Raw genomic sequence first — 26344 nt, 5'->3', positions numbered from 1 at the left:
TCGCGAGCAAAGCGATGAGCCCTTTGGTGAATTCCGATGTGACGCTCGACGCCGACGAGCGCGTCTCGGCCGACGCGCCTTCGGTCGGCGCGCCGCTCATTCTGGCCTTGATCGCCGTGACGATGTTCCTTCCAGAAGAAGCGTCATTCTATCTCGGCGAACGCCGCATGACGGTCACCCGGATTCTTCTGCTCCTCGTCGCTCCCCTCACAGTGATGCGCTTTGCCCGGCTGACGGCGGAGGGGCGCTATCACTTCGTCTTGCCCGATCTGCTCGTGCCGCTCACCGGCTTGTGGATGTTCATCGGCCCGGTCGCCAATGACGGAGTCGAAAGGGCCCTGGTCGCCAGCGGGTCCTCGGCTCTCGAATTCTGTATTCCCTATATGGCCGCGCGCCTCTTTCTATCCGAACGCGGACAAGCCATGGCGCTCACGCGCATTCTTTGCATCGTCATCGCGTCAGTGGGAATGCTCGCTATAGCAGACGAGGTCACGCGGCGCTTCGTGCTGCGGGAAACGATCGGGGCGCTCACTGGCTACGACAATGGCGCACTGGAAGGCGACATGCGCGGCTTTCTGTTTCGCGCGACGAGCACGCTCGAGCATCCGATTCTGATGGGAACCGCCTGCTCTTTCGGACTGCTGCTGGCGACGACGCTCAGCGGCTGGTCGCGGACATTCGGCGCTGCGGGCGCCGCTATCGGTCTCGCTCTATCGGTTTCCTCGGCTCCGACGGGGGCAACGCTCATCGGAGCCGGCGTTCTCGCCTATGAGCGGGTCACGAGAGGCCTCCCTTTGCGCTGGGTCCTGCCGGCGGCCGGCCCCTTCCTCTTCGTCGCGGCGATCTTCATGTTTCATCCGAGCCCGCTCGGCTTCTTCCTGCGCTATCTCACTTTCGATCCCGCGACCGCATGGTATCGCGTTCTACAATGGAGCTGCGCCGGCGATCTCGTCATGCAATCGCCCATTCTCGGCATCGGCCTGTCCGACGAATGGGCGACGATCTGCGGATTGGCGAAGACGATCGATTCCGTCTGGCTGCGCATGGCGATGATGTATGGACTTCCGGGGTCCGCGCTCGTCTTTTTCTGCTATGCCGCCACATGCTTCTTGCCGATCGGCGCCGAGGAGGAGAATTGCGACTCCTTGGAGCCGGAACGACGTTTGGGCTTCGTCACGAGCGTCATTCTCGGCCTCGCGATTTTTATCGGATTCACCGTGTTCTATTGGGGAACCGTCTATATTCTGACGATGTTTCTGATGGGGATGAAAGCCCATTTGAGCGCGCTCGCGGCGTGGCCCGACGAGTCGGAGGTCGACGATGCGTAAAGCGCGGCGCGCCGCTTCAGCGCGGAACATCGTCGGCGATTTTCGCGCGAGCTCGCGCTGCGATCGCTTTCCGGATGATGGAATCGACCTTGTCGCCCGCCTCCTCCCAGGTCGTGGCGCGCACGCTCGCCGACGCCGCGCGTGACAATGTGTCGAAATCGGATGCGGTCACGACATCCTCGAGCGCGCTCGCCAAAGCGGCGGGATAGGGCTGCGCGTAACGAATAAACGGATTGTCGAGCACGAGCCGATTATGATCGGCGTCATTGACGATGGGGATGCAACCGGCGGCCAGCATTTCGTGAGGGACGAGCGATGCATTGGTCATCGACAGGCTGAGACCGGCATAGCAGCGGTTATAGACGAGGTTGAGCTGCTCCGGCGCAATCGAGCCGTGATCGACGAAGGGGAACGACTGCTTGCCGATCGCAGCGCCGTAGAAATGCAGCTCGACGTCGGGGCGTCGGGCGGCGAACAGCTCCATGGCGATCAATCCGAGCTCGAAGGCGCGACGCGACGCGCCGGGACGCGCGTAAAATGCGACGCCGGAGCGCCGCGCATCGGTCGAGAGGCGATAGCGCGACGCATCCGATCCGAATTCGAAGAAATCCGTCTCCATGCCGAATTCGCTGCGCAGCTTGCTCGCCAGCCAACGTCCCGCGGTGATGCCGTGGAAGCCCATTCTATATGTGTTTTCGGCGAGGTAGCTCGCGGCGCCTCGAGGATGGAAATAGGGTTCGAAGTCCTGAACGAAATAGAAGCGCAGGCCGCTGCACCGCGAATTGAACACAGGATAAGCGGTGGGCCAGGCGGTGGCGACGACCGCATGCGCATCGGCCATGCCGTCGTCGACCTTTGCGACATGGCCGTCGAAATCATAATGCCGCCGAACGATGGCTTCGTAATAGCGAAGATCGCTTCGATAGACATCATAGAAATAAAGTCTGTTTTCGTAGCCCTGCGACGCGAGATGTCGGATGATCCGGAACAGCGTCGTATGGCCGCCGGACCTCGGAGCGGGCGGCGTCGTCACCCAATTGACGATCGGCGCTCGTCCGGGCTCGAGATCGGGAATTGGCGGAACGAAGCGAGACAATAGGTCGGCGGCGAGAAGGTCACTATGTGCGACCGGCAAAATCTCGCTCTCCGCGCCAAGGCGAGCGACGAGCGCCGAGCGCAATCGAAGAGCGACGCCGCTCGCCCCTTCATGTTTCGAAATATCGAGCAATTGCCGTCCCAAGCGGCCCAATTGCGCCGGGATCGACGCCGGGTGAAAGCTCATCATCGGCTCCGACACGCTGCGACTGGACGCGCTGGTCGAGCAGTCGCCGACTCCTCCGCGATCCAGTCGCCGCGAGCTTTATCACGAGGTCGCCGCAGCATCGCGCCCATCCGGTAGAAAGTCATTCAAATAGAGTCGGGTCGTCTCGAAGTCGTCAATTCGCTTATTCCGGCACAATCTCGATGCTTTGTCCAGCGCGGCGACGCCGACGAGAAATTCGAGTCGAGATCGCCGGAAAACTATGCCATCATCGCTGAAATTCGATTTATCGGCGCCGATCGAGGATTCGAGCGGCGGATTTTCAATCACGGACCGCTCACGAAAAATTTCGACGCCGGCGTCCTCCGGCTGAAGCGGTCGCCGAATTTCGGAGATCGAGACATGATCGATATCATAGAAATTTCGATCGCGGCGCTGGCCTTTGTCATCGGCCTTCAGGCCCTCTATTTCCTCTGCCAGGTCGTCGCCTCGCTTCGCGACGAGCCGGACGCGCCCCGCGCTACTCCGCAGCGCAACGGCGCGCTCTGCGTGCTGATTCCCGCCCATGACGAAAGCAGGCTGATCGCCGCGACAGTGAGCGCGATCAGGGCGCAATTGACCGCCGCCGACCGGCTCCTCGTCGTCGCCGACAATTGCTCGGACGACACCGCCGAGAGAGCGCGGCTCGCCGGCGCCGAAGTGGTCGAGAGACGCGATCCGCAAAGGATCGGCAAGGGATATGCGCTCGATCGGGGGATCGAGTTTCTCGCCCGCGGCACGCCGCCATCGCTCGTCGTCTTCGTCGACGCCGACTGCGAGCTGGCGCCCGGCAGCATCGCCGAACTGGGCGCGGCTTGCGCCACGCATGGGCGGCCGGCGCAAGCGACAAATCTGATGGAGGCGTCCCCCTCCGCAGGGAGAACGGCGCGCATCGCGCAATTCGCCTGGAAGGTGAAAAATTTTGTCCGGCCGCTCGGAGTTGAACGATTGGGACAGCCGTGTCAGCTCACAGGGACCGGAATGGCGATTCCCTGGCCCCTGCTCGCCTCTGTCGAGCTGTCGACCGGACATATAGCGGAGGACGCCAAGCTCGGCGTCGAGCTCGCAATCCAGGGTTTTGCGCCGCGATTTTGTCCGCGCGCGCGCGTGACGAGCAGCTTTCCGGTCACCGCCGGCGGCGTCACAGCTCAAAGAACCCGATGGGAGCATGGGCATCTGACGATGATCCAGCAGCATGTTCCCTATCTTTTGCGCAATGGCTGGACCCAACGGCGACCGCAGTTGCTCGCCATGGCGCTGGATCTCAGCATCCCGCCATTGGGCCTTTTCCTGCTCACGACGACGGCGCTGGCCGGCGTCGGCCTAGCGACGACGCTCAGCGGAGGCTCGCCTTGGTTCGTCTTTGCGGACATGGCTCCGCTCGCTCTCTTCACCGTCGCGATCGCGCTGGCTTGGCTGCGACACGGACGCTCGATCGTCTCCGGCCGGGACCTTTTGTCTACGCCCGCCTATGCGCTCACCAAGCTGCCGACCCTCTGGCGCTTCGTCACCAAGCGCCAGATGATCTGGGTGCGAGCGGAGCGCAATGTGGATTGAGCCTTTCGTCAATTGGCGCCGCCGCCGGTGGTCAATGTCGTGATCACGCTCGTCCCCGCGGGGTGAAGGAGGCCCTTCAGCACGAGAGCGCCGCTCGCTGCGACAATCGGATCATTGGCCGTCGCGACGAGCAGGCGGAAGTAGGACATCGCCTTGGCGCTCTCCACCGCGAAGGAATTGGAGACGTAGATCACGTCCTTGTTGCGCATCGCAAATTTCGTCGCGAGAAAATAGCCCGCAGGATCGCGAAAATTGACCACATAGATGACCGGAACGATAGGGCCGGGAAAAGCCGAACAGTCGACGCCGAGCCGTTCCGCGACATTTCGCGTTTCACCGCGATAGAGGAAGACGGCCGCCGGATCGGCCCTGTCGTCATTGAGCCCGCCGGCCTTTCCGACCGCCTCCGCCAGCGAGATTCGCCAAGCGTCGAAGGGCAATTGTCCCTGGCGCCCCGCGGCGCCGAAGGCGACGAAGGTCTGCGGCTCCCGATACAAATAGAGCGTGTCATTGGGATGCACATAGATGTTGTTGGCGGGCTCATAGACGAGAGCGCCGAATGGCACGGTCGCCCGGCGTCCTCCCCGCTCCAGCATGACCCAGCTGTCGAACCCTTGGCTCTTCGGGCCCTGCGCGCGCGTGATCGCATCGAGAATATGCTCGCCCGAGGCGTTCGCCGGAAAGCGCGAGGGCATGTTCACATCGCCGAGCACGCTGATCAGCGAGGTGCGCGCCTCGACCAGGCTGACAACCGCCTGCGGCTCGATCGCACGCTTTTTCAGCGCGTCGACGATGGCGCGCTGCACTTCCGGCGCGGTGCGTCCTTTCGCGACGATCGGCGGCGCATAGGGAATTGTGATATTGCCGAGATTATCGATCGTCTGATTGGGCAAGGTCACATAATTGCCCGGCCGAACCCCCGCCTCCGCCGGCACGAAGAGGCCGCCCGCTCCCGCTTCGAAAATCGTGACGCTGATGATGTCGCCGACGCCGAAGACAATGTCCTTGGGCGGGCGCCGATCGCCGAAGGCCGTCGACAGCCGCGGCGTCTCCTTCTCGAGAATATCCACGGCCTCGGGGGCGATCTTGACGATCGCATAGGACAGGCTCTCGGCGTCGGTCTGGCCGCCGCGCACATCCATGGAGGCGGGACCGGACGCAGGCAATATTTCGCAACCACTGAAAAAGACCGACGCGCACAATGTTACGCCAACTCGAAAATACGAAGACATCATAAATAGACCTTCGTTGTCTCAATGCCAACGAGCCGCCATCGGGCGACGCGAATGCTCGACGAGCCAGCCCCCGCCGAGAGCGCCCCGCGCCGACTCGCCCGCGGCGCAGACCGGAGCTCGACTGTACCGTAAAGCAGACGATGCTCTGGCCGCAAGCGCTCGCGCGAAACGGACGCGCTTTCGACGCCGGCCGGCTTCGCCCTCCGCGACAAACGAAAGCGCGCGTGGACAAACAGCTCCGTCTGTGCTGTTGACCTTTAAATAATCTGCGATAGTATAACTGCGTCTAACATTGGAATATCAAATACCGGCCTGACGCCGACAAAAGTTTTCTCCTGTCGACTGGGACGCGCTCCATCGCTGTGGAGCCGAAATGGCGGTTTTTTATGTAGTCGGGCGCTTTCTGTCCGATGACGACAAAGGTTTTCAGCTCGTGGCGTATTTTGTAAATGGCGCAGCGCCGCCGATCCCCTCTGACGAATTGTCCCACGCTGAGTGGCCGATCGCCGTCATCGCCGCCGATATCTCGGTAATTCTTCGCTTTTCTTCGATTGAACGATCCTCGAGGTCGCGGCGCGCCTCGCAGAGCGGGGGCGTCTCCAGATGATCAGCGATGATGTCGTGCTCGGCGAGGGCGTGCAAATCTTCCATCCATCGATGGTCAATCTCTACGGATGCGCGGTCGGCGACAAAACCAAGATCGGCGCTTTCGTCGAGATCCAACGCGGCGCCTCGGTCGGACGCAATTGCAAGATATCGAGCCACGCCTTCATTTGTGACGGCGTCGAGATCGAGGACGGCGTCTTCATCGGCCATGGCGTGATGTTCACCAACGACATCTATCCGAGCGCCGTCAATGCCGATGGAACGCTTCAGAACCCGGACGATTGGAAGCTGGTCAAAACGCTCGTCAAGACGCGCGCCGCCATCGGCAGCAACGCGACAATTCTCGCCGGCGTGACGATCGGGGAAGGCGCACTGATCGGCGCCGGAGCGGTCGTCACTCGCGACGTTCCCGACAATGTCGTCGTCGCCGGCGTTCCCGCTCGCGAGACAGGCAATCTCGAGAACCGGAGGAGCGAATGATGAGCGCTCCGATTTCGGCAAATCGTCCAACGCTTCGCGCCGGCTGGGGAGGAGTTCCGCCGCCCACTTCGCACGCGCAAGACATTTCGCGGCGATGTGGATGACCATTTGACGAATGTCGCCCTGGACACGGGTCGGCGATCAGCAATATGCGCCGCGATTCGATATCGAATTCGCCGCACGGATTTTGAACGAATTCTTTCTTATCGGGCGCCGCGGCGGCCCACGACCGACCAATGCCGCTCGATATCTCCGGCTCGAACGAGTCGTCGTAATATTTCGTAACAAAATAAGAGATTGGCCATGATCAATATTGGCGTCATCGGATATGGTTATTGGGGCGCGAACCTTCTGCGCAATTTCGCAGAATCGCTAGCGACGCGGCCGCATGTCGTCGTCGATCCAGATCCCGCGAGGCTCGAGATCGCGCAAAGGCGTTATCAAGGCGTCAAAACCGCGACCGACATCCACGACGTGCTCGACGATCCGGCGCTCGACGCCGTGGCGATCGCGACGCCGGTCAGCACGCATTTCGATCTCGCCATGACGGCTCTGCGCGCCGGCAAGCATGTGTGGCTCGAGAAGCCTATGACGGAGACCTCCGCTCAGGCGCGTCAACTCATCGAAGAAGCGGAAAAGCGCAATCTGACTCTGCTCGTCGATCACACATTCATCTATACGGGCGCGATCCGCAAAATGCGCGAGATCGTCGCCAGCGGCGATCTCGGCGAGATTTTCTATTACGACTCCACCCGCATCAATCTCGGGCTCTTCCAGCGCGACGTCAATGTCATCTGCGATCTCGCCGTCCACGACTTCTCGATCCTCGATTTTCTGCTCGAGGAGCATCCTATCGCGGTCACCGCGAGCGGCACGACGCATTTCTCCGGCGTTCCCGAGAACCTCGCCTATGTGACGCTGTTCTACAATTCGGGAAAGATCGCGCATGTGAACGTCAATTGGCTGGCGCCGGTCAAAGTTCGCCAGATTCTGCTCGGCGGCAGCAAGAAGATGATCGTCTATGACGATATGGCGGCCTCGGAAAAGATCAAAGTCTATGATTCCGGCGTGAAGTTCACCACCAGTCCGCAAGAAATCTATCAGCTGCTCGTCGGCTATCGCACCGGCGACATGTGGGCGCCCAAGCTCGACACGACGGAAGCGCTGCGCATCGCCAGCGAGCATTTCGCCAAATGCATCGAAACCGGCGCCGCGCCGATCACCGATGGTCGCCTCGGCCTGCGCGTCGTCGAAGTCATCGAAGCGGCCACGACCTCCATGCATGGACGTGGCGAGACGGTTCAAATCGAATGTCGAGGAATGAAGTCATGGTCCCCTTTGTCGATCTGAAAGCGCAATATACGAGCATCAAGGACGAGATCGACACAGCGATCGGCCGCGTGCTGGAGAGCTGTCAATTCACGCTCGGACCGGAGGTCGGCGCTTTCGAGACGGAATTCTCCGCCTATTGCGGAGCGACGCAGGGAATCGCCGTGAACAGCGGCACCAGCGCGCTGCATCTCGCATTGCTGGCGGCCGGCGTCGGCCCCGGCGACGAGGCGATCACCGTTCCCTTCACCTTCGTCGCAACGGTGTCGGCGATCTGCTATACGGGCGCAACGCCCGTCTTCGTGGATATCGATCCGCAGTCGCTCACCATGGACCCGACGCAGATCGAGGCGGCGATCACCGATCGGACCAAGGCGATCATCCCCGTTCATCTCTATGGCCAGACGGCCGATATGGACCCGATTCTCGCGATCGCCGCGGCGCATGGTCTCGTGGTGATCGAGGACGCCGCGCAGGCCCATGGCGCCGAATATAAGGGCCGTCGCGCCGGAAGCATGGGCGACATGGGCTGCTTCAGCTTCTACCCCGGAAAAAATCTCGGCGCCTATGGCGAGGGCGGGATGGTCGTGACCGACAATCCGGAATTCACACGCACGATAAGAATGCTGCGCGATTGGGGCGCGGAGAAAAAATATCAGCATGTGCTCAAGGGCTACAACTACCGAATGGAAGGACTTCAGGGAGCGGTGCTGCGCGTGAAGCTGCGCCATCTCGAGACGTGGACGCAAGGGCGACGAAACGCGGCGGCGCGCTACGATCGCCTTTTTTCGGGAAGCGGCGTATCGACCCCGACCGAAATGCCCTATGCGCGACATGTCTATCACGTCTACGCCATTCGCACGCAGAGCCGGCAAAGCTGGCAGGACGCATTGCAGGCGCGCGGAGTCTCCACCGGAATTCACTATCCGATTCCCATTCATCTGCTGCCGGCTTTCGCCGATCTCGGCTATGTCGAGGGGCAATTCCCGCATTCGGAGCTGGCCGCTGCGCAAGTGCTGTCGCTTCCCATGTTTCCGGAGCTCACCGCGGCGCAGAGCGCAGATGTCGGCGACGCCGTGATCGCGCTCGCGCGGGAGTCGCGAGCTTGCGCGGCGACAGCATGAGCGGCGGACGCGAGCCAGACCCATTGCTGGTTTTTCCCTGCAATGGAAACGGTCTCGAGGCGCTCGATTGCCTCGCGGATCGCTACCGCTGCCTCGGCTTCGTCGATGACACGCCGGCGAAGCAGCAGGCGGGCGCCTATGGATATAGGGTCTTCGACCGAAGCGCATTGGAAACGTCGCCGCAAGCGAAAGTGCTCGCCGTCCCCGGCGGTCCCGCGTCCTTCCGATCGCGACGCGAGATCATCGCCGGGCTCGGGATCGAGACGCGCCGCTTCGCGCGCGCGATTCATCCCGCCGCCAGCATCGCGCCTTTCGCCACGATCGGCCATAATGTGCTCATAATGGCGGGCGTCGTGCTCACCAGCAATTGCGTCATCGGAAATCATGTCGTCATTCTTCCCAATACCGTCATTCATCATGACGCGGTGATCGGCGATTGGAGCCTCGTCGGCTCCAATGTGACCATCGCAGGCGGCGCGTCGGTCGGCGAGAATTGCTACATCGGCAGCGGCTCCAGCATCATGAACGGCGTCACTCTCGGGGCGGGCGCCATGCTCGGCCTCGGAAGCAATCTGATCTGCGATCTCGCGGCGGGCGTGGTCGCGGTCGGCAATCCGGCGCGGCCGATAGGCCGCTAGAGACATCGGGCGGTGAGACATGGAAATCAACGGTTCACGAATATTGGTGACTGGCGGTTGCGGTCTCGTCGGCTCGACGACGATCGATCTGCTGCTGCGCGACTATTCTCCCGAGCGCATCGTCATTCTCGATGATTTGAGCAGAGGGTCGCTGGCGAATATCGAGTCCGTGCTGGCGACGCCGCGCGTCACGCTCGTGCTGGGCGATATACGCGATGCGAACCTCGTCCACGAGCTCAGCGCCGGAATGGACGCCGTCATTCACATGGCGACATTGCGCATCACCGCCTGCGCCGCGGAGCCCCGCGAGGCGCTCGGCGTCATGTGCGACGGAACATTCAATGTCGTCGAGGCGGCGCAGGCCGCCGGACTGAAAAAGATCGTCACCGCCTCCTCGGCCTCCATCTATGGTTTGGCCGACGTGTTTCCGACGCGGGAGGATCATCATCCCTATAATAATCGCACCTGGTACGGCGCGAGCAAGATCATGCTCGAGGGCCTCCTGCGCTCGTTCAACGACATGTATGACCTGCCCTATGTCGCGCTTCGCTATTTCAACGTCTATGGCCCGCGCATGGACATTCACGGCAAATATACGGAAGTGCTGATCCGTTGGATGGAGCGGATCGACAGAGGCGAGCCGCCGCTCATTCTGGGAGACGGCAAGACGACGATGGACTTCGTCTACATAGAAGATGTCGCCCGCTCGAATATTCACGCGCTGGCGTCGGATGTGACGGATGATGTGTTCAATGTCGCGAGCGGCTCCGAAACCAGTCTCGAGGAGCTGGCCGAGGCGCTGCTCCGCGTCATGGGCTCCGATCTTCGTCCAGAATACGGGCCCGAACGCAAGGTCAATCCGGTGCGACGGCGATTGGCGGACGTCTCCAAGGCGGAGCGCTTGCTGGGCTTTCGCGCGGAGGTCGGCCTCGAGGAAGGCCTCGCGCGTCTGGTGCGGTGGTGGCGCGCCAATAAGGACAGGATCAATTCATGATACCGATCACCAGGCCTTCGATGGGCGAAGCCGAGGCGGAGGCGGCGCGGCGCGCGATAATGAGCGGCTGGATTTCGCAGGGGCCGGAAGTCGCGGCCTTCGAGCGCGAGTTCGCCGAAGCCGTCGGCGCGCCGCACGCCTGCGCCGTGTCGAATTGCACCACGGCCTTGCATCTCGCTCTGCTCGCCTGCGGCGTCGGGCCCGGCGACGAAGTGATCACCGTGAGCCATTCCTATATCGCCACGGCGAACGCCATACGCTATTGCGGCGCGACGCCGATCTTCGTCGATATAGAGCCCGATGGATTCAACATCGACGCCTCGCGGATCGAAAGCGCGCTGACCCCTCGCACGCGGGCGATCCTCTGCGTGCATCAGATCGGCATGCCTTGCGATCTCGCGACGATCGTCGAGATCGCACATCGCCGAAAAATTCCGGTCATAGAGGACGCCGCCTGCGCGATCGGCGGCGAAATTCTCTGGCGCGGACGCTGGGAGCGGATCGGCAAGCCGCATGGCGACATCGCCTGCTTCTCCTTCCATCCGCGCAAAGTGATCAGCACCGGCGACGGCGGCATGATCACCACCGCGAATGCGCAATGGGACGCGACATTTCGTCTGCTGCGGCAGCATGGCATGAGCGTTCCGGACACGGTCCGCCACGGCGCGAACCGCGTGATCTTCGAATCCTATGGCCAGCTCGGTTACAATTATCGCATGACCGACATTCAGGCGGCCGTCGGGCGCGAGCAATTGAAGCGCCTGCCGCAGATCGTCGCGGCGAGACGCGCGCTCGCCGATCGCTATCGTTCGCTGCTCGCGTCAATTCCCGGATTGGAGCTTCCGCGCGAGCCGAGCTGGGCCCGCAGCAATTGGCAGAGCTTCTGCGTTCGTCTGCCGGACGGCTGCGACCAGCGCGCGGCGATGCAGACGATGCTCGACGAGGGCGTCTCCACGCGACGTGGAATCATGTGCAGCCACAGAGAGCCGGCCTATGGCGATCTGCCGCTGCGCGCGAGTCTGGCGCGCTCGGAAGTCGCTCAGGATCGGTCGATCATTCTGCCGCTCTATCCGGAGATGACGTCCGCGGAGCAGGATCTCGTGCAGGCGGCGCTGGCGCATGCCTGTCTCCTGCATGAGCCGGCGACGAGCGCCGAAAGCTCATTCCAGCAGGGACGCGGCCAGATCGCCGAGCGACAATGAGGATGTGAGGCCCGGGCTCTCTATGCCGAACAGGCAGACCAGCCCGGACAAGCCGTGATCCGCCGGACCACAGATGCGAAAATCGACCGCGGGCGCGCCCGGCCCGGTCAGCTTGGGCCTTATCCCCGCATAGTCCGGGCCGAGCCTTTCGGCGGGAAGCTCGGGCCAATAGCAGCGGATGCGCTCCGCGAAGGCGGCGCGGCGCTCCTCCGCCACCAGATAATTCTCTTCGTCGATCCATTCCACATCCGGGCCGAAGCGCATGCGCCCGGCAAGGTCCAGTGTGACATGCACGCCGAGCCCGCCGTCGACCGGGGCGGGATAGATCAAGCGGCCGAAAGGCGCGCGGCCGGAAAAGGCGAAATAGCTCCCCTTGGCGAGAATGAGAGGCGGGATCGAGCCAGGATCGAGCCCGTCTATGGCGGCGGCGACCGCCTGGGCGCGCAGGGCCGCCGCCACGACGAGAAAATCGACGTCGACGGCGCCCGGCTCGGCGCCGCCGAAGCGCACGCGCCAGCCATTGCCGGCCCGCTCCGCGCCCAGCGCCGGCGTCGCCAAGGCCACCGCGCCGCCATGATCCTCGATCTCGCCGCGCAGCGCCAACATGAGGCCATGCGCGTCGATGATCCCGGTCTCGGAGCTGAGCACAGCGGCGGCGCAGGAAAGGGCCGGCTCCAGGCGTCGCGCCTCGGCGCCGCCCAAGGCGACGAGGCCTTCGACGCCATTGGCGATCCCATTCGCCAGCAGAGCTTCGAGCTTCGTCTCCTCGCCCGGCTCGGTGGCGACGATCAGCTTGCCGAGGCGCCGATGCCCGACGCCATGGCTCTCCGCGAAAGCGTAGAGCGCGCGCCGCCCGTCGACGCAAAGCCGGTGACGCAGGCTGCCGGTCGGATAATAGAGCCCCGCATGGATCACCCCGCTATTGCGGGAGGAAACGCCGCCGCCGATGACATTGGCGGCCTCGGCGACGATGACCTCATGGCCTTTCAATGCGAGGGCGCGGGCGACCGCTAATCCGACCACGCCGGCGCCGACGATCAATGCATGCGCCATCGGCCTCCTCCGCGCGTCGGCAGGGTCAGCCTAGTCCTCTATGGCTGAAGTTCAAGTTCCGAGGGCCATGTTGTCGAGCGCCATGCCGCCGGCTCGGTCGGCGGGTTGCGGGGGCCTGCTCCTTGGGATAGTTCATCTGCGACATGCCTCGAGAAGAGAAGAGAGCCGCCCATGCCGCCGTTCCGCTCACGCACCACCACCCATGGACGCAATATGGCGGGCGCGCGCGGTCTGTGGCGCGCCACCGGCATGAAGGACGGCGACTTCGGCAAGCCGATCATCGCCGTCGCCAATTCCTTCACCCAATTCGTGCCCGGCCATGTGCATCTGAAAGACCTCGGCCAGCTCGTCGCGCGCGAGATCGAGAAGGCCGGCGGCGTCGCCAAGGAGTTCGACACGATCGCGGTCGATGACGGCATCGCCATGGGCCATGACGGAATGCTCTATTCCCTGCCCTCGCGCGAGATCATCGCCGACAGCGTCGAATATATGTGCAACGCCCATTGCGCCGACGCTCTCGTCTGCATCTCCAATTGCGACAAGATCACGCCCGGCATGCTGATGGCCGCGCTGCGGCTGAACATCCCCGCCATCTTCGTCTCCGGCGGTCCGATGGAGGCCGGCAAGGCCGTGCTGCATGGCGAGAGCCACGCGCTCGACCTCGTTGACGCCATGGTCGCGGCCGGAGACGACAGGGTGAGCGACGCCGATGTCGAGGTGATCGAGCGTTCGGCCTGCCCGACCTGCGGCTCCTGCTCCGGCATGTTCACCGCCAATTCCATGAACTGCCTCGCCGAGGCGCTCGGCCTCGCTCTGCCCGGCAATGGCACTGTGCTGGCGACGCACGCCGATCGCGAGCGCCTCTTCGTCGAGGCCGGCCATCTCATCGTCGATCTCGCCCGCCGCTGGTACGAGCAGGACGATTCCAGCGTGCTGCCGCGCTCCATCGCGAAGTTCGAAGCCTTCGAGAACGCCATGACGCTCGACATCGCCATGGGCGGCTCCACCAACACCGTGCTGCACATTCTCGCCGCCGCCTATGAGGCGGAAGTGCCGTTCACCATGGCCGACATCGACCGCCTGTCACGGCGCGTGCCGGTTCTGTGCAAGGTCGCGCCCAGCGTGCCGGACATTCATCTCGAGGATGTGCATCGCGCCGGCGGCATCTACGCCATTCTCGGCGAGCTGGCGCGCGCCGGCCTGCTGCATACGAATCTGCCCACCGTCCATGCGACGACGCTCGGCGAAGCGCTGGCGCGCTGGGATGTGCGCGTCTCCAATAGCGAGAGCGTCGCGACATTCTTCCGCGCCGCGCCCGGCGGCGTGCCGACACAGGTGGCCTTCAGCCAGAGCCGCCGCTTCGACGCGCTCGATCTCGACCGCGAGAAGGGCGCCGTGCGCGACGCGGACCACGCTTTCTCCAAGGATGGCGGCCTCGCCGTGCTCACCGGCAATCTGGCGCTCGACGGCTGCATCGTGAAGACGGCGGGAGTCGACAGTTCCATTCTGAAATTCGCCGGCCCGGCGCGCGTGTTCGAGAGCCAGGACGCCGCGGTCGACGCGATCCTCGGCGGCAAGATTGTCGCCGGAGACGTCGTGGTGATCCGCTATGAGGGGCCGCGCGGCGGCCCGGGCATGCAGGAAATGCTCTATCCGACGAGCTATCTGAAATCGAAAGGCCTCGGCAAAGCCTGCGCGCTCATCACCGATGGGCGTTTTTCCGGCGGCACATCGGGCCTCTCCATCGGCCATGTCTCGCCGGAGGCGGCCGAGGGCGGCCTCATCGGCCTGGTGAAGGAAGGCGATTCCATCGAGATCGACATTCCGGCGCGCTCCATCCACCTCGCCGTTTCCGAGGACGAGCTGGCGAAGCGCCGCGCGGCGGAAGACGCGCGCGGCAAGGACGCTTGGAAGCCTGCGGCTCGCGCCCGCAAGGTCTCGAAGGCTCTGCGCGCCTATGCGGCGATGACGACGAGCGCCGCGCGCGGCGCGGTGCGCGAAGTTCCGGAGGAGTGACGCGCGTCATTGGCGCGTAATTGGCGCGTCGTCTTGCGGGTGAAAGGCGAAACAGCAGCCGCCTGACGGCTCAGGCGCCCTTCTCCCGCCGCCAGGCGATGAGTCCCGCGGTCGAAGCGTCGATCCCATCGAGCGGCGCATCCGCATTCTCGACGATGGGCGCGAGGCGATTGGCGAGCTCCTTGCCGAGCTCCACGCCCCATTGATCGAATGGGTTGATGTCCCAGATCACCGATTGCACGAAGACCTTGTGCTCATAGAGCGCGACGAGCCGGCCGAGCGTGCGCGGATCGAGCCGGCGATACAGCAGCACGCTGCTCGGCCGATCGCCCGAGAAAACCTTGTGCGGCGCGAGCTCGTCGACGCGCGCGGCGTCGAGGCCCTGAACGGCGAGCTGCGCCTTCGCCTCCGCCAGCGTGCGCCCGCGCATGAACGCTTCGCTCTGCGCGAGGCAATTGGCGAAGAGCAGCGCATGGTGATGCGCGTCGGCGTCGGTCGGCTCGGCGGCGATCAGGAAATCGATCGGCGTGACATCGGTTCCCTGATGCAGCAATTGGAAGAAAGCGTGCTGGCCATTGGTGCCTGGCTCGCCGAAGACGATCGGCCCCGTCGCGAATTCCGCGACGCCGCCGTCGCGCGTCACCGATTTGCCGTTCGACTCCATATCGAGCTGCTGCAGATAGGCGGGAAAGCGCGCGAGGCGCTGATCATAGGGAATGACGGCCTGCGCCGCCCTGCCCTCGACGTCGCGGTGCAACACGCCGATGAGGCCCATCAGGACCGGAATATTGCGCTCGAGCGGCGCGGTCTCGAAATGCGCGTCCATGTCGGAGCCGCCGCGCAGAAATTCGGTGAAATTTTCCGGGCCGATAGCGATGACGAGCGAGAGGCCGATCGCCGACCAGATCGAATAGCGTCCGCCGACCCAGTCCCAGAATCCGAAGACGCGTGATGAATCGACGCCGAATTCGGCGACCTTGTCGAGCCGCGTCGAAACGGCGGCGAAATGCGCGGCCACCGCCGCCTCGCCCAGCGCCGCGACGATGAAGGCGCGCGCGCTCGCGGCGTTGGCCATCGTCTCCTGCGTGGTGAAGGTCTTCGACGACACGATGAACAAAGTGCGCGCCGGATCGAGGCCGGCGAGCGTGTCGCCAATGTCGGCGCCGTCGAGATTGGACACGAAATGCGCGCGCGGCCCCTCTTTCGCGAAGGGCGCGAGCGCGCGCGCCGCCATGGCCGGCCCGAGATCCGAGCCGCCTATGCCGATATTGACGACATCGGTGAAAAGCTCCCCGCTAGCGCCGCGCAGCGCGCCCGAGCGCACCGCGCGCGCGAAGGCGTAGACCTTCTCCCGCTCCGCCTCGACGGCGCCGCGCACATCCTCGCCTTCGACGATGAGCGGCCGCTGCGAGAGATCGCGCAGCGCCCAATGAGCGGCGGCGCGGCGCTCGGTGAGATTGATCGGCGCGCCGGCGAACAGAGCCGCGCGCGCCCCCTCGACATCGGCGGCGCGCGCCAGCTCGACGAGCAGACGCAGCATCTCGGCGTCGATGCGATGCTTGGAGAAATCGAACAAAAAATCGTCGAGCGCCACTGAGAATTTTGCAAAGCGATCGGAGTCGGCGTCGAACAGATCGACCGTGCGCGAGGAGCGCAGCTGCTCGGCATGCACTCGCAGCGCCTCGATCGCCTCGACGACTTTCGAACGGTACATTCGGGACTGCCTCGGAAGAAAGACGAAATCACAGGACCGGCCGCGGCCCCGCCCGAGACCATGCGACCAGCGAAGCGCTCGATCGCCGATCTGCGGGACGAAACTTAGAGCACAAACGCACGATCCGAGCGAGTCGGCGCCACGCTCGAGAGCTGGTCGCCGACGCTCGAGCCGTACAGCCTTTGCTCGGCCTCCACGGTTTTCGTAAATCGCAGGTGAATCGTCGATGAATAGCCGACGCGCTCGCGGCCTTTTTCATGCTCGTTCCGCCTATCGTCGGAGGAGGCGAGAGAACGCGTCCGCCGGCGCGCGATCGAATTCGAGCCGCTATTCGCTGCTCGTGGCGACGATGCTCGGCTGAAAACGCCGGCCCTCGCCGCAGCGCGAGGGCGCGCCGCAAGACGCCTTTCTCCCGACCTCGCGATCACGCGCTCGCCGCAGGCGCAGCGTCGACGCACGCCTCATCGCCTTTGCGAGAACCACCGCGCTTTGCGGCGAAATGCGTAGGACGCCCTATATTATGACAGTCGCATGTGAGAATTGTTTCGATTGGATGACATCGGAGGACATTCGGAATGCGGCAGATTCCCCTGCTCGATGTGCGCGAAGGCGGGCCGATCGCCCATGCGGCCGCGCGCGTCGCGGCCGCCTTGGCGCTGCGCGACGCCTGCCTCGCGCCTATGCCGCGCTGGGGCCATGTCTGCCTCGCGCCGGTCGACCGTCTGGCGCGAGCCTGGCTGCGGAAATCGGCGTCCCGCTATTTCGAGGATTTGGAGCGCATCGCCGAGATATTGGGGTTTCACGGCGCGGCGACGCTCAATCTGTCCTATCTCTTCGCCTGCACCACCCAAGCCTTCGTCGATCCGCTCGGCGCGCCGACGATCCGTCGCTCGCTCGACTGGCCCTTTCGCGGCCTCGGCCGCGGCGTCGAGATCGCCTGGACCGCCGGGCCCGCGGGAGGCTTCTACAATGTGACCTGGCCCGGCGCGATCGGCGTGCTGACGGCCATGGCGCCGGGCCGCTTCTCGGCGGTCATCAATCAGGCGCCGATGCGCCGCCGCATCGACGGCGCCGCCGCCTTTCCGTATGATTTCGCGCTCAATCTGACCAATGCCCTGAAAAATGAGACTGGCTGGCCGCCCGATCATCTGCTGCGCTACGCTTTCGAGACTTGCGCGACTTTCGAGGAAGCGGTCGCCCTGCTCGCGCGCGAGCCGCTGGCGCGGCCGGCGCTGTTCACCCTCACCGGGACGAGGCCGCATGAGATCGCGCTGATCGAGAGGACGGAGCGCGACGCCGAGGTCCTGCGCGGACCGGTCATCGTCGCCAATGATTGGCAGGACCCGCGCTCCGGCTGGCGCGGGCGCATGGGCCCGGAGAATAACGAAGCCCGCCGCGCGCTGATGCGGGGAACGCCGGCCGGCGCCGCGTCTTTCGCCTGGGCGGTTCCGCCCGTGCTCAATCACACGACGCGGCTCGTCGTCGAGATGACCGCCGCCCGCGACGGCGGCTTGGCCGCGCGCGGCTATGAATGCGCGCCCTGGCGTCAACTGCCGGAGCCGGCGACGGCGGATTTCCGCCTCTGCGACGGCGTCGCCGCTATCGCCGCCTGATCACTTCGGCGCCGCGGCGCGCCGCAGCCGATCATTGATCGCCTCGCCGAGCCCGCGCGCCGGGATCGGCGCGACAGCGACGAAAGCCGCGCCGCGCGCGTCCAGCTCGCGCAAATAGAGGAAGAGATTGGCCGCCGCCTCCGCGAGATCGGCCGAGGGCGACAAATCCAGGAGCGGCCCATGCCCTTCGCCGGCGCCGAAACGGCCGCCGAAGTCCAGTCCGGCCTCCCCCTCGCGCAGCTCGGCCGCCTCCAGCCGCAGCCGCGCCCGCGGCGCATAATGGGAGGCCGTCATCCCCGGCGCGACGATCGCCACCGCGCCGCCGCCCTCTCCCGCCTCGAGCGGCGCGCGCAAAACCTCCTCGAGCGCCTCCCTCGTCAGCGCGCCGGGCCGTAGCAGCCGCGGCCGCTCGCCGAGCACGGAGACGATCGTCGATTCGACGCCCTTATCGGCGCGCCCCCCGTCTATGACGAGATCGACGCGCTCGCCGAGATCCTCCAGCACATGGCGCGCCGTCACCGGGCTGACATGGCCGGAGCGATTGGCCGAAGGCGCGGCGATCGGCCGCCCCGCCGCCACGATGAGCGCGCGTGCCACTGGCGCGGAGGGGACCCGCAGCGCGACGCTGGCGAGGCCGGCGCGGGCGAGATCGCAGACCGAGCCGCCCGCCGCCCGCGGCGCCACCAGCGTCAGCGGCCCCGGCCAGAAGGCCTCGGCGAGCCGCAGCGCCGCCGGCGGCAGCTCGGCCTCCCGCCGCGCCGCGTCGAGATCTGCGACATGGGCGATGAGCGGATTGAAGCTCGGCCGGCCCTTGGCGGCGTAGATTTTCGCGACCGCCGCGGCCGAGGTCGCATCGGCCCCTAGCCCATAGACCGTCTCGGTCGGGAAAGCGACGAGCCCGCCCTCGCGCAAAATGCGCGCGCCTTTTTCGATCGCCTCCTCGCCGGCCGGCGCGCGCCGCGACGCGCCGTCCTCGCCACGCGTCATCGCGCCCCGCCATAGGGCGGCGTGGGAATGGCGATATGGGCGGCGCGCAGCGCGCGCGACCAGCTCTCGCGCAAATCGCGAAAGTAGGGATCGGAGCCGTCGATGCGCGTCGAGACATCGGTGCGCAGCGCGTCGCGGCGCAATAATGCGACATCGATGGGCAGGCCGACGGACAGATTGGAGCGGATCGTCGAATCCATGGAGATGAGCCCGATCTTGAGCGCATCGAGCACATCGGTGTCGAAGGAGACGGCGCGGTCGAGGATCGGCTTGCCGTATTTGTGCTCGCCGATCTGCAGATAGGGCGTGTCCTGCGTGCATTCGATGAAATTGCCGGCGGTATAGACCATGAACAGCCGCAGCTGGCCGGAGCCGATCTGGCCGCCGAACAGCAGCGACACGTCGAAGCTGACGCCAGAATCCTCGGCCCCCTCCCCGGCGATGGCGTGCGAGCGCCGCACGGCGCGGCCGACGAGCTGCGCAGCCTGCAGCATTCCGCGCGCATCGGCGAGCCTCTCGAGCTCATGGGTCTCGGGATTTTCGAGACCTTCCGCGAGCAGAGTGACGGCGCCCTGGGTGACGGAGAGATTGCCGGCGGTGGCGAGCATCATGACGCGCTCGCCCGGCTGCTCGAAAACATGGAGCTTGCGAAAGGTGGAGATATTGTCGAGCCCGGCGTTGGTGCGGGTGTCGGCGATCATGACGAGGCCGCCGCGCACGAGAATGCCACAACAATAGGTCATCGCCGCTCCGATGCGTTGGCCCGGCTCCGACGCCGGGCGCGTCCGGCGGGCGGGCGCGGCAACTTAGCCCATCGCAACGGACTTCGTCGCACGAAAATCCGCCGGCGCCCAATTTTCGATCGGACGTTGCGGCGCGGCGCGAATCCGCTATAGGAACGGTGATCCCGGCCGAAACGGCGGCTGGGCCGGTAGCTCAATGGTTAGAGCCGGCCGCTCATAACGGTCTGGTTGTAGGTTCGAGTCCTACCCGGCCCACCAGGGCGGTCCATCGTGTCGGTTTTCACGAGAACCGACTCCTTTTTTCACGATTTGACTCCTTTTTTCTCAGTAGCGATGACTCGTCGTTTTCAGGAACGCCGACTCCTCGTTTTTCAATAGGGCGGACTCCTCGTCTCCAATAAGCCTGACTCGCCTCTTTCAATAGCTTTGACTCGTTGGTTGCCGCGAATGGTCACTTGAGAAAATAATCATTTGAATTCATGCTGTTAACTGGCTTCCCGGATGATGGCGTCTTGGTCGACCATCGGGGCGATTTGTCCGTCCTATCTCAGCCACAAAGAGCAACCTGATAACGACAGAACTGCATAGACAGCACCTCATGTGTTCTGTATATGTTCTCACAACGTCGCGGTGTTCCGGCAAGGGTCTACCGGCGGAGCTCCGCCCATGGTCTGCCGGTTGTCGCGCTTCTTTGGCTTTTGATGTTGGCGGCTTCATTGCGGCCGGCCCACGCCGAGCAGGTCGAGATCCACTACGCACCGGTCGAAAATCTTGAGCGCATCGACCTCTCGCTGATCCGCTCGGCGCGCAAGACCATCGACATCGCGGCCTACACGCTGACCGACCGTCCGGTCGTGGACGCGCTAGTCGACGCCAGCCAGCGCGGCGTCGCGGTCCGCATCGTCCTCGACTCCGGCCAGAGCCACGCCGTCGACCTGCTGCGCGGGATCTCCGACGACGTCCGCATGAAGACGCCCGGCCCTCATATGCATTTCAAGGCCTACGCCATCGACGGCGTCGTGCTGCGCTCGGGCTCCGCGAACCTCTCGGCATCCGGGCTGAAGAAGCAGGACAACGACCTTATCGTCCTGTCCGACCACAAGGCTGTCGGCGCGTTCGAGGTCCGTTTCGAGTCGATATGGACGTCCGCCATCCCGTGGTCGACGCCAACCGATAGCCGCGCACCCGAACGCGGCGGCGCGGCCTGCGCGATCAAGGGCAACGTGAATCACAAGGGCGAGAGAATCTATCATCTGCCTGAACGGCGCGGCTATAGTCGCGTGACGATGAAGGGTGCCGGCAAGCACTGGTTCTGCTCCGAGGCGGAGGCGGTCGCCGCTGGGTGGCGGAAGGCGGCGCGTTGAAGCGAAGCCAGCGTGTCGCAGGACTGTGATCGGCAACGATCCTACGCTGTTTCGTTGATTTCGAGCGCCATTTCGAAGCCGCCCAAGCGGTTGTTTTGGTCGTAGACGACGAGAGGCAGATCGGCTTTCGGCATCCAAACGCGGCCCACCTCAATCGCCGCAGAAACTGGAATGGCCGGAAAGACATTGATCTTCGCATCCTCACCGTGCCTAGCTTTGATCTCGTTCAGAAGCGAACGCATCAGGCGGCGGAATTCGGCCAGGTCCGACGAGCGCTTCATGATGTCGTTGTGCGGATTCTTGGCCGAAATCGACCAGATAACCGTATCCGCCCCCAGAACCGCCGCGATCCGCTCGTCGATGACTGTGGCGCTCAGCGCCAGGACCAAGGCGATCGGCGCGGCGCGAGGCGAGACAGCCTCGTTGGGTCGACGAATCTCGAATTCGATTGGTGGGCCGCCGTCCAGCCATTTCCATCCCTTCGGCTCTCGATGGAGTTGGTGGACTGTTGTCGGGGCGATGTCGCCCAGCAATCGGCCAAGCTCCATCAGCAGCGGCTGGGGCGCGAGACCGAAAACGGACAGGTGACGAATCTCTCTAGATTCGATTCGCTCGCGTACCTTTGTGGAGAAGGCATACCGAAGCGACTTGCGCTGATTGGCCCAATACTCTGGCGCGTGATCCCGGTCCGAAGATCCCCGCACTTCGATATCGATCGTATGGCGTCCGTTGACGGGATACCGTTCCGGGAGGAGAGCCGCGCTGACGTGCTCGTACGCGACGGGCGATTCGTGACCGCCGATGTTGGCGGCGTAGCGCAGGACGTGCGTGGCGCGATCTTCGTGAATGTCGGCTACGATTGCGATGCGGTCTTCGTGCGCCTTCTTCATTGCGAGCAATCGCTCCTCTGGATGACCATCGACGTCATCATCGTCGATCAGCTTGTGATGCACTTGGCACAAGAGCATCAGATTGGCGATGTCGTCCGAAAGGAGTTCGGAACGTACACGATCGCCTCTTGGTCCCGTGACGCGATCGGCGACGACGTGCGCGACAAAGCCGTAGTTCTTGTCTTCATTGCCCGATATCAGATCGCCGATGAGCGACTTATTGCAGCCCTCATATTCGCATCGCCCAGCCGCCCTCGCCCAGAGAACATAACGAGTCTTCGCGGTTAGTTTGTTCGTTCGCCCGCTTTTTGAAGGGGTTTTGTTCGTCGCGTCCATTCCAATTCCTCTTCGTATTGATTCATACAGCTACGTCTCGAACACAACCGAGATCGCCGTAATGGGTCGACACAATAACGGCCAACGCCGTGCGACCGGTCGGACAAGCGATCACGGCAATTCGCGTCGTCCCGGCGATGCCGTGGGCATACGGCATTCATGATCCAGAGAGAGCCGATACACTTGCGAGCCGTCCCCGACTCCGACGTACAGACCCGGCGGAAACTGATGCTGCCCCACTATCACCTGAACGAATCCGTTCAACTGGTGCTTCGACATGCGAAACGATTCCGTGATGCTGTCGCTGTCCATCTTCGAAGGACTCGGAAACATTTCTGGATGCGTATGCCAAAAGCCAACCAAGTGCTGTCCCTGCGCGTGGAGCAGGTCGATCTCGCGTTGCTCCGCCTCTCGGTCGGGGGAGTAACGCCAGCGCGAACGCCCGTCCGTTGATCTCGGGCCGGTGGCGGTGACAACGTCGATGACCTCGGGAGACACCTTAGCGAAGAGCAGTCCACCGGCCTCGGCGCGCCAAAAGCGGGTCTGGCGATGCCTGATGAAATGTTCCAGCACGGAGGATGCGAAGGACAGCGATTGGCCCGATATTCCAATTTTGTAACGCATCAATTCGCCCGCAGCGTCTCTGCGGCCCATCGCCGTTCGAATATACCGCCTTGACGGCCTCTTTCTTCATTCATGATGCTGGTCCATCGCTCTGTCCATTGCCCGCCAGCGCTGGCCAGCAAACTGTCGCGAGCGGCCCATATTCGGTGGGTCGCGTCGTCCACCTGGTCCAGAAGCACGTCGAGGCAGAGTTCGCCGATCATATTGTTGATGTAGCCGACCTCGATCGGGCCGTACGGCTGAAAGAACGCGCCGCACGCCGGCTCCGCGCGCAGGTTCATGTCTTCCGACCACTCGGTTACTTGCAGGAGCGGCGTTCCCGTCTCGTCGAGGCCGTCCCGAAGTCTCGCTCCGTCGCCTTTCAGCACGACAGCCTGCCCAGCGGCGGCATGAGGCTCGGTCCATCCATAAACGATCGCTGGTGGAGCCGCGCTGGCCGAATGCCATTGATCGAGCAGCGCCTCCGCCGGCCATGAGCCGAGCGCGGAAACGATCAGATCGATCCCTTCCATCTGTTTCGAACTCGACAACAGCATGTTTTCGACCGACGAAACTTCGTAGTCGATGCAAAGATGCGGGTAGCATTTGCGCAGCAGGAGCGCCAGCGCCTCCGATTTGTGCCGTCCGAGCGCGTCGATGCCGAGCGGATGCCGACCGACATTCGCGGCGGCCAAGGTGTCCTTGTCGACCAGAAGGAGATGCCCGACGCCCGCTTCGGCGAGCATGGTCGCGACTGGAGCGCCGACCGACCCGCAACCGAAGACTGCAACTTTCGCCTTTTGCAGTTCCGCAATTCGGACGTCCCTGTCGCGTCCATGGATCCAAGCCGCGTCTATTCGCTCGACGGGCGCTCTGAGACATGGCAGCGAGCCGAAATAACGTGCGCCCATCACAGACGATATGGCTCCCCCGCCCTTTCGGAAGCCGTTCGTGATCCCCTCGCCGTGGCGACGTTTCGGATGCTCGACCACCGTGGCGACCACCGCATGGCCATCAGCAGCAGGGAGGCTGAAAATCGCCACGACTTCCTGCGGATCCCGAGCCGCCGCTTGGTCGAGCAAGTGCGCGCATCCGACCGAATCCGCGAGCCGGTAGACGTCCGATCCTGTTCTGGGGAACCGATCGGGCGTCAACGAGTCGTTCAGGCGAATCAAAGCGCCGATCGATGTCTTGATTGATTGCGTCTTGGAAAAACGATTATGGATCCATCTTGAGATCGCATGATCGTCGTTCGCGACAATGATGGAATTTTCTACCAGCCGCCATTTTACGATGCGGCTCTGCGTCCAGCCGCCGACGATCAGGCTGAGTATTCTCGCGCGTTTGAGACTGGCATCCTGACTCCAATAGGAGACGACCTCCGATTTAAAATCTTCTGACGCCCCTCCAGCGGCGATCTGCGAGAGCAGATCACACGCTCTTTGTAGTAGAGCGCCGATGACGGATATTGGAGCGCCGGTCGAAAACGTTGTGTGGTCGGGCGTGAGGCAGAGGACGCCATCGCGCTCGACGTGTGGCCAAGTCAGGAACGAAGGCGGTGAAGCAAGAGCAATGCGGGGCGGCAGGTACGGAAACGCCGCCGTAATAATGATGTCGAACTCTTGCGTCTCACCGGCAACTTCGACCGGGACTCGCCAACCACGAATGATGCCATGGGCGGAATATCGCGCGATATCGTCTCGGGAAAGGCGACGAGGCGTCCGCAGCGCCGCCTCGAGCCATCCTTCCACATCGCGCACGGCCTCTTCGTGACGCTCCGCAACCGTGGGGGAATCAGGCATATCTGCCGCCGCCCTTCAGATTGACGGCGTTTGGATTCTGATCGACGGCATCCTTGATCAGTCCCTTGGTGAGCACCGCCGGCGCCGCCGGGAGGCGACGCTGGCGGGCTCGCTTAGCCAAGTCCTGACCCACGGAGCCTTTCATCAGGCGTTCCATCTGATCCCGATCGGCCGACTTGGCGAGACTGTCGAAATCCCTTCGCGCCATGTCGAGCCACTCGAAGAATGCCTTGGCGCGTTCCGGATGATCGACCCATTTGTCGGCGAAATTCTCCAACTCGTCGGTCGGATTCGTGATGACGTAGACGCCGTTGATCTCCGTGATGAAGCGATCCATTTTTGTAAGAATGGCCTTCAGCGCCGCCCCGATTTTCTCCTCGCCCTCATAGGCCTTCGCGGACAGGGTCGTGATGATGATCGATATGGGCGCCTCGTCCGCCCGCTCCGCGAACGAAATATCGCGGTGTTGCTTGAGCAGCATGATGGCTGATTGAAGAGGGGTGCGGACCTTGTAGTCGGGGATTTCCTCCACGCTCGCCTGCATCTTCTCGGCCATCCGACGACGCCCTTTTTCCAGGACGACGGCCATGCGGGTCTTGAACCATTCGCAATAGCCCTTCGGATTCGATCGGGGCCAATCCTCGCAGATGTCTGAGTAGTTGGAGACTTCGTTGTCGGTGATCGCGATCGCGGTCGAGGCGAACTGGTCGTTCAACTTGTGTTCAGCGAGCAATTTGCGCAGACGATCCTCGTTCGAAAGCGCAGGAACGATGTCCATATGGAATTTTGCGCCGTCGGCGTATTGGAGAGTCCAGCATCGACGCCCTTCTTTCAATGGCTTGTCCATCTTTTTGCTTTGGCGATAGCTCTCGACCTCAACGCCGAGCTTTTTCTTCAGATCCTTCTGAGTAATGCCGGCCTTCGTCAGAGCGGCGAATTCGCAAACAGAATCGACGTCGTACTCGGCGTCTTCGGTACGGGGCCTGATCACGGTGCCGAGCCGGAAAGATCCCTGCACGTAGACCTGCGGATCATAGTCGCGCACGCTGGAATCATCGCGGTGAAGCCACTCCCCCAATGATTTGTAACTATGCTCCGCAGCCTCATAGCGCGTTGCAGGGACTTCCAACTCGTCGACGAGATCCTCGAGGAACTCCTCGGAATTTTCGTTGAAATCCGAGAATTTGGTGAAGGCGTTCATTTCAACTTCCTTGCCGTTGCGATGAATTTCGGCGGATCGCTGGGGAATCGAGCGATCTCTCGATGATCGGTCGTCGAAACTCATTCTCTCCAATGACGACGATGAAGGCCTCGCCTTCGATTTCGTCGGGGCAGCCGCATAGGAGGTTGCGGATCGGCCATGGGTCATTTAAATATATGTATCGCGCCTATGAGTCAAATTTTATAGACGCATCTACGATAAAAAACGA

At 63.4% G+C, this 26344-nt stretch carries 23 protein-coding genes and 1 tRNA gene; 13 read left to right on the top strand and 11 right to left on the bottom strand.

Annotated elements, in window-relative coordinates:
• The first annotated feature begins 14 nt into the window (after positions 1–14).
• Entirely contained in the window at positions 15–1328 is a 1314-nt protein-coding gene (locus AC6IY7_RS16045; protein WP_497780410.1) for an O-antigen ligase family protein, read from the top strand.
• A gap of 16 nt (positions 1329–1344) precedes the next feature.
• On the opposite strand, the gene AC6IY7_RS16040 is transcribed toward AC6IY7_RS16045, so the two are convergent.
• The gene (locus AC6IY7_RS16040) at positions 1345–2613 is read right to left on the bottom strand and encodes a rhamnosyltransferase WsaF family glycosyltransferase (protein ID WP_497780409.1); all 1269 of its coding nucleotides are present in this window, start codon (positions 2611–2613) and stop codon (positions 1345–1347) included.
• 78 nt (positions 2614–2691) lie between these two features.
• Entirely contained in the window at positions 2692–2919 is a 228-nt protein-coding gene (locus tag AC6IY7_RS16035) for a hypothetical protein (protein ID WP_497780408.1), read from the bottom strand.
• A 72-nt stretch (positions 2920–2991) separates the two neighbouring features.
• Here AC6IY7_RS16035 and AC6IY7_RS16030 point away from each other — a divergent pair, with 72 nt between their 5' ends.
• Positions 2992–4185, top strand: a complete 1194-nt coding sequence (locus AC6IY7_RS16030; RefSeq protein WP_497780407.1) for a glycosyltransferase family 2 protein — start codon at positions 2992–2994, stop codon at positions 4183–4185.
• Between the two features lie 8 nt (positions 4186–4193).
• On the opposite strand, the gene AC6IY7_RS16025 is transcribed toward AC6IY7_RS16030, so the two are convergent.
• Positions 4194–5351: a polysaccharide biosynthesis/export family protein gene (locus AC6IY7_RS16025; protein ID WP_497780406.1), complete on the bottom strand. Its 1158-nt coding sequence runs from the start codon at positions 5349–5351 to the stop codon at positions 4194–4196.
• Between the two features lie 442 nt (positions 5352–5793).
• On the opposite strand from AC6IY7_RS16025, the gene AC6IY7_RS16020 reads away from it, so the two are divergent.
• The 7 genes from AC6IY7_RS16020 (at position 5794) to AC6IY7_RS15990 (ending at position 11793) form a co-directional block, all read left to right on the top strand.
• Complete coding sequence (locus tag AC6IY7_RS16020; protein WP_497780405.1) at positions 5794–6027, top strand: hypothetical protein; 234 nt, start codon at positions 5794–5796, stop codon at positions 6025–6027.
• Positions 6024–6506 (top strand): acyltransferase, encoded by a 483-nt coding sequence (locus tag AC6IY7_RS16015; protein ID WP_497780404.1) that lies wholly within the window; start codon positions 6024–6026, stop codon positions 6504–6506. Before AC6IY7_RS16020 ends, AC6IY7_RS16015 begins: the two co-directional genes overlap by 4 nt.
• A 303-nt stretch (positions 6507–6809) precedes the next feature.
• The gene (locus tag AC6IY7_RS16010; RefSeq protein ID WP_497780403.1) at positions 6810–7856 is read left to right on the top strand and encodes a Gfo/Idh/MocA family protein; all 1047 of its coding nucleotides are present in this window, start codon (positions 6810–6812) and stop codon (positions 7854–7856) included.
• The gene (locus AC6IY7_RS16005; RefSeq protein WP_497780402.1) at positions 7835–8959 is read left to right on the top strand and encodes a DegT/DnrJ/EryC1/StrS family aminotransferase; all 1125 of its coding nucleotides are present in this window, start codon (positions 7835–7837) and stop codon (positions 8957–8959) included. Before AC6IY7_RS16010 ends, AC6IY7_RS16005 begins: the two co-directional genes overlap by 22 nt.
• Positions 8956–9597 carry an acetyltransferase gene (locus tag AC6IY7_RS16000; RefSeq protein ID WP_497780401.1) on the top strand — a complete coding sequence of 214 codons (642 nt, stop codon included), beginning with the start codon at positions 8956–8958 and terminating at the stop codon, positions 9595–9597. The genes AC6IY7_RS16005 and AC6IY7_RS16000 overlap by 4 nt, the downstream gene beginning before the upstream one ends.
• A gap of 25 nt (positions 9598–9622) precedes the next feature.
• Entirely contained in the window at positions 9623–10591 is a 969-nt protein-coding gene (locus AC6IY7_RS15995) for an NAD-dependent epimerase/dehydratase family protein (protein ID WP_497782860.1), read from the top strand.
• Positions 10588–11793: a DegT/DnrJ/EryC1/StrS family aminotransferase gene (locus tag AC6IY7_RS15990; RefSeq protein WP_497780400.1), complete on the top strand. Its 1206-nt coding sequence runs from the start codon at positions 10588–10590 to the stop codon at positions 11791–11793. Before AC6IY7_RS15995 ends, AC6IY7_RS15990 begins: the two co-directional genes overlap by 4 nt.
• Here AC6IY7_RS15990 and AC6IY7_RS15985 read toward each other — a convergent pair.
• Positions 11752–12846: an NAD(P)/FAD-dependent oxidoreductase gene (locus AC6IY7_RS15985; protein ID WP_497780399.1), complete on the bottom strand. Its 1095-nt coding sequence runs from the start codon at positions 12844–12846 to the stop codon at positions 11752–11754. The genes AC6IY7_RS15990 and AC6IY7_RS15985 overlap by 42 nt on opposite strands.
• A gap of 171 nt (positions 12847–13017) precedes the next feature.
• On the opposite strand from AC6IY7_RS15985, the gene ilvD reads away from it, so the two are divergent.
• Entirely contained in the window at positions 13018–14862 is a 1845-nt protein-coding gene (gene ilvD / locus AC6IY7_RS15980) for a dihydroxy-acid dehydratase (RefSeq protein WP_497780398.1), read from the top strand.
• Between the two features lie 70 nt (positions 14863–14932).
• Here ilvD and pgi read toward each other — a convergent pair whose 3' ends face one another.
• Entirely contained in the window at positions 14933–16576 is a 1644-nt protein-coding gene (pgi, locus tag AC6IY7_RS15975; protein WP_497780397.1) for a glucose-6-phosphate isomerase, read from the bottom strand.
• Positions 16577–17151: 575 nt separating this feature from the next.
• On the opposite strand from pgi, the gene AC6IY7_RS15970 reads away from it, so the two are divergent.
• On the top strand, positions 17152–18189 hold the full coding sequence (locus AC6IY7_RS15970; RefSeq protein WP_497780396.1) for a C45 family peptidase: 1038 nt from the start codon (positions 17152–17154) through the stop codon (positions 18187–18189).
• On the opposite strand, the gene AC6IY7_RS15965 is transcribed toward AC6IY7_RS15970, so the two are convergent.
• On the bottom strand, positions 18190–19176 hold the full coding sequence (locus AC6IY7_RS15965; RefSeq protein WP_497780395.1) for an L-threonylcarbamoyladenylate synthase: 987 nt from the start codon (positions 19174–19176) through the stop codon (positions 18190–18192).
• Positions 19173–19919: a proteasome-type protease gene (locus AC6IY7_RS15960; protein WP_497780394.1), complete on the bottom strand. Its 747-nt coding sequence runs from the start codon at positions 19917–19919 to the stop codon at positions 19173–19175. Before AC6IY7_RS15960 ends, AC6IY7_RS15965 begins: the two co-directional genes overlap by 4 nt.
• Before the next feature lie 182 nt (positions 19920–20101).
• On the opposite strand from AC6IY7_RS15960, the gene AC6IY7_RS15955 reads away from it, so the two are divergent.
• Both AC6IY7_RS15955 and AC6IY7_RS15950 read left to right on the top strand, forming a co-directional pair.
• Positions 20102–20177: transfer RNA gene (locus AC6IY7_RS15955), tRNA-Ile, on the top strand.
• 458 nt (positions 20178–20635) lie between these two features.
• The gene (locus AC6IY7_RS15950) at positions 20636–21283 is read left to right on the top strand and encodes a phospholipase D-like domain-containing protein (protein ID WP_497780393.1); all 648 of its coding nucleotides are present in this window, start codon (positions 20636–20638) and stop codon (positions 21281–21283) included.
• A gap of 41 nt (positions 21284–21324) precedes the next feature.
• Here the strand turns inward: AC6IY7_RS15950 and AC6IY7_RS15945 are convergent, their stop codons facing one another.
• The 4 genes from AC6IY7_RS15945 to AC6IY7_RS15930 form a co-directional block, all read right to left on the bottom strand.
• The gene (locus tag AC6IY7_RS15945; protein ID WP_497780392.1) at positions 21325–22509 is read right to left on the bottom strand and encodes an SAVED domain-containing protein; all 1185 of its coding nucleotides are present in this window, start codon (positions 22507–22509) and stop codon (positions 21325–21327) included.
• 111 nt (positions 22510–22620) lie between these two features.
• Positions 22621–23133: a Mov34/MPN/PAD-1 family protein gene (locus tag AC6IY7_RS15940; protein ID WP_497780391.1), complete on the bottom strand. Its 513-nt coding sequence runs from the start codon at positions 23131–23133 to the stop codon at positions 22621–22623.
• Positions 23133–24914 carry a ThiF family adenylyltransferase gene (locus AC6IY7_RS15935; RefSeq protein ID WP_497780390.1) on the bottom strand — a complete coding sequence of 594 codons (1782 nt, stop codon included), beginning with the start codon at positions 24912–24914 and terminating at the stop codon, positions 23133–23135. Before AC6IY7_RS15935 ends, AC6IY7_RS15940 begins: the two co-directional genes overlap by 1 nt.
• Positions 24907–26199: a nucleotidyltransferase domain-containing protein gene (locus AC6IY7_RS15930; protein WP_497780389.1), complete on the bottom strand. Its 1293-nt coding sequence runs from the start codon at positions 26197–26199 to the stop codon at positions 24907–24909. The genes AC6IY7_RS15935 and AC6IY7_RS15930 overlap by 8 nt, the downstream gene beginning before the upstream one ends.
• Positions 26200–26344: the final 145 nt, after the last annotated feature.

This window comes from Methylosinus sp. is20ea, from assembly GCF_059718135.1.
This window is presented reverse-complemented; position numbering and strand designations above follow the sequence as displayed.

Bases quoted from the DNA above. Each gene is read 5' to 3' on its own strand.
- pgi (WP_497780397.1), bottom strand. From the start codon at position 16,576: ATGTACCGTTCGAAAGTCGTCGAGGCGATCGAGGCGCTGCGAGTGCAT.
- AC6IY7_RS16020 (WP_497780405.1), top strand. From the start codon at position 5,794: ATGGCGGTTTTTTATGTAGTCGGGCGCTTTCTGTCCGATGACGACAAA.
- AC6IY7_RS16000 (WP_497780401.1), top strand. From the start codon at position 8,956: ATGAGCGGCGGACGCGAGCCAGACCCATTGCTGGTTTTTCCCTGCAAT.
- AC6IY7_RS16005 (WP_497780402.1), top strand. From the start codon at position 7,835: ATGGTCCCCTTTGTCGATCTGAAAGCGCAATATACGAGCATCAAGGAC.
- AC6IY7_RS16015 (WP_497780404.1), top strand. From the start codon at position 6,024: ATGATCAGCGATGATGTCGTGCTCGGCGAGGGCGTGCAAATCTTCCAT.
- AC6IY7_RS15940 (WP_497780391.1), bottom strand. From the start codon at position 23,133: ATGCGTTACAAAATTGGAATATCGGGCCAATCGCTGTCCTTCGCATCC.
- AC6IY7_RS15965 (WP_497780395.1), bottom strand. From the start codon at position 19,176: ATGACGCGTGGCGAGGACGGCGCGTCGCGGCGCGCGCCGGCCGGCGAG.
- AC6IY7_RS16010 (WP_497780403.1), top strand. From the start codon at position 6,810: ATGATCAATATTGGCGTCATCGGATATGGTTATTGGGGCGCGAACCTT.
- AC6IY7_RS16045 (WP_497780410.1), top strand. From the start codon at position 15: ATGAGCCCTTTGGTGAATTCCGATGTGACGCTCGACGCCGACGAGCGC.
- AC6IY7_RS15935 (WP_497780390.1), bottom strand. From the start codon at position 24,914: ATGCCTGATTCCCCCACGGTTGCGGAGCGTCACGAAGAGGCCGTGCGC.
- AC6IY7_RS15990 (WP_497780400.1), top strand. From the start codon at position 10,588: ATGATACCGATCACCAGGCCTTCGATGGGCGAAGCCGAGGCGGAGGCG.
- AC6IY7_RS15970 (WP_497780396.1), top strand. From the start codon at position 17,152: ATGCGGCAGATTCCCCTGCTCGATGTGCGCGAAGGCGGGCCGATCGCC.
- ilvD (WP_497780398.1), top strand. From the start codon at position 13,018: ATGCCGCCGTTCCGCTCACGCACCACCACCCATGGACGCAATATGGCG.
- AC6IY7_RS15945 (WP_497780392.1), bottom strand. From the start codon at position 22,509: ATGGACGCGACGAACAAAACCCCTTCAAAAAGCGGGCGAACGAACAAA.
- AC6IY7_RS16030 (WP_497780407.1), top strand. From the start codon at position 2,992: ATGATCGATATCATAGAAATTTCGATCGCGGCGCTGGCCTTTGTCATC.
- AC6IY7_RS15985 (WP_497780399.1), bottom strand. From the start codon at position 12,846: ATGGCGCATGCATTGATCGTCGGCGCCGGCGTGGTCGGATTAGCGGTC.
- AC6IY7_RS15930 (WP_497780389.1), bottom strand. From the start codon at position 26,199: ATGAGTTTCGACGACCGATCATCGAGAGATCGCTCGATTCCCCAGCGA.
- AC6IY7_RS15960 (WP_497780394.1), bottom strand. From the start codon at position 19,919: ATGACCTATTGTTGTGGCATTCTCGTGCGCGGCGGCCTCGTCATGATC.
- AC6IY7_RS16040 (WP_497780409.1), bottom strand. From the start codon at position 2,613: ATGATGAGCTTTCACCCGGCGTCGATCCCGGCGCAATTGGGCCGCTTG.